At 62.5% G+C, this 4,273-nt stretch carries 5 protein-coding genes; all 5 read right to left on the bottom strand.

The window, feature by feature from the left end; all coding sequences use genetic code 11:
* Positions 1 to 1,185: 1,185 nt before the first annotated feature.
* Positions 1,186 to 1,554: a hypothetical protein gene (locus tag D8M29_RS09305; RefSeq protein WP_127435415.1), complete on the bottom strand. Its 369-nt coding sequence runs from the start codon at positions 1,552 to 1,554 to the stop codon at positions 1,186 to 1,188.
* A 706-nt stretch (positions 1,555 to 2,260) separates the two neighbouring features.
* Complete coding sequence (locus D8M29_RS13535; RefSeq protein WP_049147591.1) at positions 2,261 to 2,512, bottom strand: hypothetical protein; 252 nt, start codon at positions 2,510 to 2,512, stop codon at positions 2,261 to 2,263.
* On the bottom strand, positions 2,509 to 3,123 hold the full coding sequence (locus D8M29_RS13970) for a ParA family protein (RefSeq protein WP_065423796.1): 615 nt from the start codon (positions 3,121 to 3,123) through the stop codon (positions 2,509 to 2,511). The genes D8M29_RS13535 and D8M29_RS13970 overlap by 4 nt, the downstream gene beginning before the upstream one ends.
* Positions 3,124 to 3,303: 180 nt before the next feature.
* Positions 3,304 to 3,732: a DUF6083 domain-containing protein gene (locus tag D8M29_RS09295; RefSeq protein WP_127435416.1), complete on the bottom strand. Its 429-nt coding sequence runs from the start codon at positions 3,730 to 3,732 to the stop codon at positions 3,304 to 3,306.
* Between the two features lie 108 nt (positions 3,733 to 3,840).
* On the bottom strand, positions 3,841 to 4,273 hold a 433-nt coding region (locus tag D8M29_RS09290), incomplete at its 5' end, for an IS3 family transposase (protein WP_238692790.1).

The raw sequence follows: 4,273 nt of genomic DNA, 5'->3' as shown, positions 1-4,273 counted from the left end.
AGAAGGCCGGATCGACGAATCCGTCGAGCGCGATGATGGGCAACCCTGTCAAGCAAGATCGCACCCTGGCACCTCTGTCCAGCAGCACCCAACTGGCTCTGACACATGCGCCTAGTGGGTATACCCGCCTGGACGGGGTCAGCCTGTGACAAAGCTAGACCAGGAGAAGACCGCCGCGGTCCAGGCCGTGGTGACCCGCGCGTTCGGAGTCTCCCGGACCACGATCTACAAGGCCCTCAACACCACCGAGACCGGCCAGCCCTGAACGGCCCACGCCCTGTGGATACCCGTGGTCCGGGCCGGTTCTTCTCCGTAGGGTGAGACCCGTCGCGGTGTTCTTCTTCGAGGGCCGCGACGGTGAGTGAGCCGCCTGTTCTCCTGTCCGGGTATGGTCACCCCGCCCTTGTCTTGGTCAATAGGGGGCAAGGGGATTTCACTTCCGCCCGGTCCACGCGCGACCCATCGGCAGCGCCCAGCACACATCACCCGTGGTCAGACCGGGGAAGTAGTGCAACTAACGCAGTACCGCAGTACCGCATTCACCCGTGCGGTGCTGCGGTAGCGCGGTGGTGCGGTTATAGCGCTGACATCGCTGTCAAAATGGGCATGGGACACACTGAACCTACTGATCATTCCACTTCCTGGGCGGCGTCAGCCATCCCCTCTCGATTCGATCTTCAGCGGCCATTTCCTCCGTCATTTTCTTGGCCTTGCTCCAAGCTTGCCGAATTTCCTCATCACTCATACCGGGCCGCCACGTCTTTAATAACAATGCTTCAGTCCCAAAGACTGTGAACATCGCGATAGCTCCGCACGCAGCGTGACCCGGAGAAACGAACCACCCCACCATTGCCCCCACAAGTGGGGGAATAACGAACCCCCAAATTGCATAGCCCCACCCGCCTGGGTCTGAGTGACCAGCAGAAACAGTAAAGGGCCGCTCACACAAAGTCACGACAATAGAACTAACCACTACAGCAGCAGCAGTGAGGGCAAGGGAAAGAGATCCGCTCAAAGGGCTGGAGAGGAGCTTGCTCAACAGCCACCAAAACAACCAGACCACCGGGGACAGTAGCGCCGCAGTAGACAAGTGTCCCCCTACGGCCAAGGAAATAGGAACGACATGGGAGGGGCCCCCTTCCTTCGGAAAGGAACCCCTCCCCCTGTTTGGGATTAGCCCTGACATCAGCTCAGGCAAGCCTCCACAAGCCCGGGAACCCCCAGGAGTTCGGAGAGAACATTCACGGCATCCTCACCGATCTCAGCGGCAGCCTGACCGGAACGAATTGCACGCCAAATGCCGCTAACTCCGCCCCAAAGGCTCCGCGCCTTCTTAATCCAAGCAATGATCTTGAATACGGGGAACCCGAACTGAACGACGAAATTGCCAAGCGCCAGCGAGCATCCAAAAACATTAAACGCTGGACTTGCCTCAGCGTCGCCAGATGAATCCACTGGAGTCTGAATTGTCGTGAGGCCTTCAAGGTAAGGCGCGATTTTCTCGCTGTATCCCGGGTATGTGTGAGGATCAGCTCGCTTAAGCTCTTCAGGCATCGAATCCAGCGCCCTCAGAATCATGTCGAGCTGCTCATCTTCCGTGTAGGAGGACTGCGGCTTGCGCCACGCCGACTGAGGCGGCCGTCGCCCAGCATGAGGCGGCCGTCCAATCGGCTGCCCGGCGCCCGCCAAAGTCGGCGCAGCGACTGCAATCAGACCCCCAGAAACCAACGCTCCCGAAAGACCACGCATGGCTTGACGTCGATCGAAAATAATCCCCTCCAATATTCAGCTTGTCATCTGACGCATCGAAGCCTATCTGCGTGCTGTACATCACACAAGTTGCAGGCGAGGCCCCCTGTCATGCGGTGGCAGCAACAGGAGGGGAGGTGGACGTTCCCCGCCGGGGTCGGGCTTAGCTGACCTGGAGGATGAAGTATGTGGTGGGGTATCCCAGCGGGAAGCGGTCTTCTCCGTGGTCCACTGCACATCCCCTCGATGCTCACTCCGTCTGCTTGCGTTCGGTCCGTTGTGGCGAGTTCGTTCTTGCGCCGCGCGGCTGAGTGAACTATCTGTTCTCCCGTCCAGAGACCTCCCCTGACTTGGTCGATTGAGGGATGGAGGCCTTTCAGTATCCCCCGGCTCCTGGATGGTCAACCGGCAGCTACTCAGTGCGTATCGCTCTTAGTCAGACATGGGAAGAGGCGTCTCTAACGCAGTACCGCACTACCTCATTCATGCGCGCGGCACTGCGGTATTGCGGTCAGTCTTCGGGGTACTTGGCTTCGATGGCCTGGATGATCAGTTGGGACATGGGCACCCCGACCTCGACGCTGTGCCGGCGCAGGTGCTTGTGCAGGCGTTCGGGTAGGCGGATGGAGGTGGCCTTGATGGGCTCGGCGGCTGCCTGGGCGTGGGCGGCGTAGGCCAGGGTCATGTCCGGGCCGTCGGTGGGGGTGGCCGGGGTGGTGGTGCGGCGTCCGCGGGCGGCGCCGGGGGTGGGCTTGGTGCTCACGGGCGGGTCATCTCCTGGATCTCCTCGGCGACCTGGAGCCAGGGGCCGAGCGCGGTACGGGTGGGGTAGGTGCCGTGGGTGTGCTTGAAGCTCTCGCGGGTGGGGATCGTGGTGGCCAGCTGCGGGACGTTCTCGGCGGCCAGCAGGTCCACGACCTGGGTGAAGAGCTTGGTGCGGGGGTTGGCCTGGTTCAGCAGGGCCACCAGGCGCACGGTGGGGCCCAGGGCGTCGACGGTGGCCCAGGTGCGGGCGATGTCGTCGGCGCTGGGAGTGGTGGGGATGATGACCAGGTCGGCCGCTGCGGCAGCGGCGGACTGGACGTCGGGGGTGCCCGGTGGGGTGTCGATCACGACGAAGTCCGTGCTCGGGCGCAGCCGTTTGAGGTCGGAGAGGTTCACGGCCCGGTAGGTGAAGGGGATGGGCGAGCCTGTGGGGCGTTCTTCGGCTGCGATCTCCAGCCACTCGCTGGCCGAGCCCTGGGGATCGGCGTCGAGGACTTCGACGCTGTGGCCGGTGTGGGTCAGGGCGGCGGCGAGGCAGATGGTTCCCATGGTCTTGCCCACGCCTCCCTTGGAGGCGATGAACGCGATGGTGACAGGAGCTGGTGCCATGAGGGCAGGATAACCCGCACTAACGCAGTGCCGCACGCGGTGATGCGTTAGTGCGGTACTGCAATCCCTCGGGCCTAGGCGTACATATCGCGTTGGCCAGGGCGGGAGCTGGTGATGGCTCCTCCTCCGTGTGGCAGAGCGTGAGCTCCGTGTTGTCCACCAAGTGGGGATTCTGCTTGTTCAGGAGAGCTTCTCCTCCGTGTCGCTTTCCTCGAGGCTGGCACGCAGCTCGTTCTGGATGCGGAGCAAGGCCGGAGAGTCTGAGTCCTCATCGAAGGGGCAGACATGCGTGTGTGGGATGAGCACCTTGTCGGTGGGGCGTTCTGCGGGGCGTTGGATGGCGATGATCTTCCGACGTCGAGGAAGGCGCCACTGAGCCTTAGGGGGCAATCCAGCGCTCTCGTACTCTTCCGGCTGGAAGGGCCAGGGTGCTTCGCGTTCGGTGTAAATCCAGATGATCGGCAGTCGACAGCGTCGGCAACGGCCTCTCTTTGGTTTGGACCAGAGATAGGTGGCTGGGGCGTCGTCAGCAGGGTCTGAGAACAAGGCCTGCTTGATCTGCTGGGGTTCATGGAGACGATGCCGGGGTGGTGGTTGCTCTTGGCTCATGTGGGTCTCCTCTGCCTGCGCACGCCGGTGATGTTTGGATTCTCACCCGATGGCCGGCTGTACACCAGAGGAAGGAGGGACTGGTGCACGTGTAGGTGACAGTCGTCTTCACGCCGCGTCTGCGGGCGTGTGGTCCATGATCAACTCGTACTCGACCGGCGTCAATCGGCCCAGGCGCACCTGCCGGCGGCGGCGGTGGTAGGTTCGCTCGATCCAGGTGATGATCCCGGCCCGCAGCTCGTCCCGGGTGTCCCAGTCGCGTCGGTCCAGCACGTTCTTCTGCAGCAACGCGAAGAAGGACTCCATAGCCGCGTTGTCCCCGGCAGCACCGACCTGACCCATGGACCCGATCAGCCCGTGGGTGGTGAGGGCGTCCTGGAATAGGGCCGAGCGGAACTGGGCGGGTTCAACCGGAGTTGAGTCCCTGATAGTGGTGTAACCCTCCCCGGTCGCCAACACCGTCCCCTTCACGGACGCGGTCACCGTGGGAGCCTTCGAGTGAACCTTCCACAGCACTCTTGAAAGGACATCACCACGATGA

The organism is Micrococcus sp. HSID17227, from assembly GCF_003989405.1.
In the GTDB taxonomy this organism is placed as follows: Bacteria; Actinomycetota; Actinomycetes; order Actinomycetales; family Micrococcaceae; genus Micrococcus; species Micrococcus luteus.
Note: the sequence above shows the minus strand (reverse complement) of the source record. Positions and strands in the feature narration are given on the sequence as shown.

What these genes read in the sequence shown, in the direction of transcription:
- D8M29_RS09305 (WP_127435415.1), bottom strand. Translation starts at nt 1,554, where the DNA reads ATGCCTGAAGAGCTTAAGCGAGCTGATCCTCACACATACCCGGGATAC.
- D8M29_RS13970 (WP_065423796.1), bottom strand. Translation starts at nt 3,123, where the DNA reads ATGGCACCAGCTCCTGTCACCATCGCGTTCATCGCCTCCAAGGGAGGC.
- D8M29_RS09295 (WP_127435416.1), bottom strand. Translation starts at nt 3,732, where the DNA reads ATGAGCCAAGAGCAACCACCACCCCGGCATCGTCTCCATGAACCCCAG.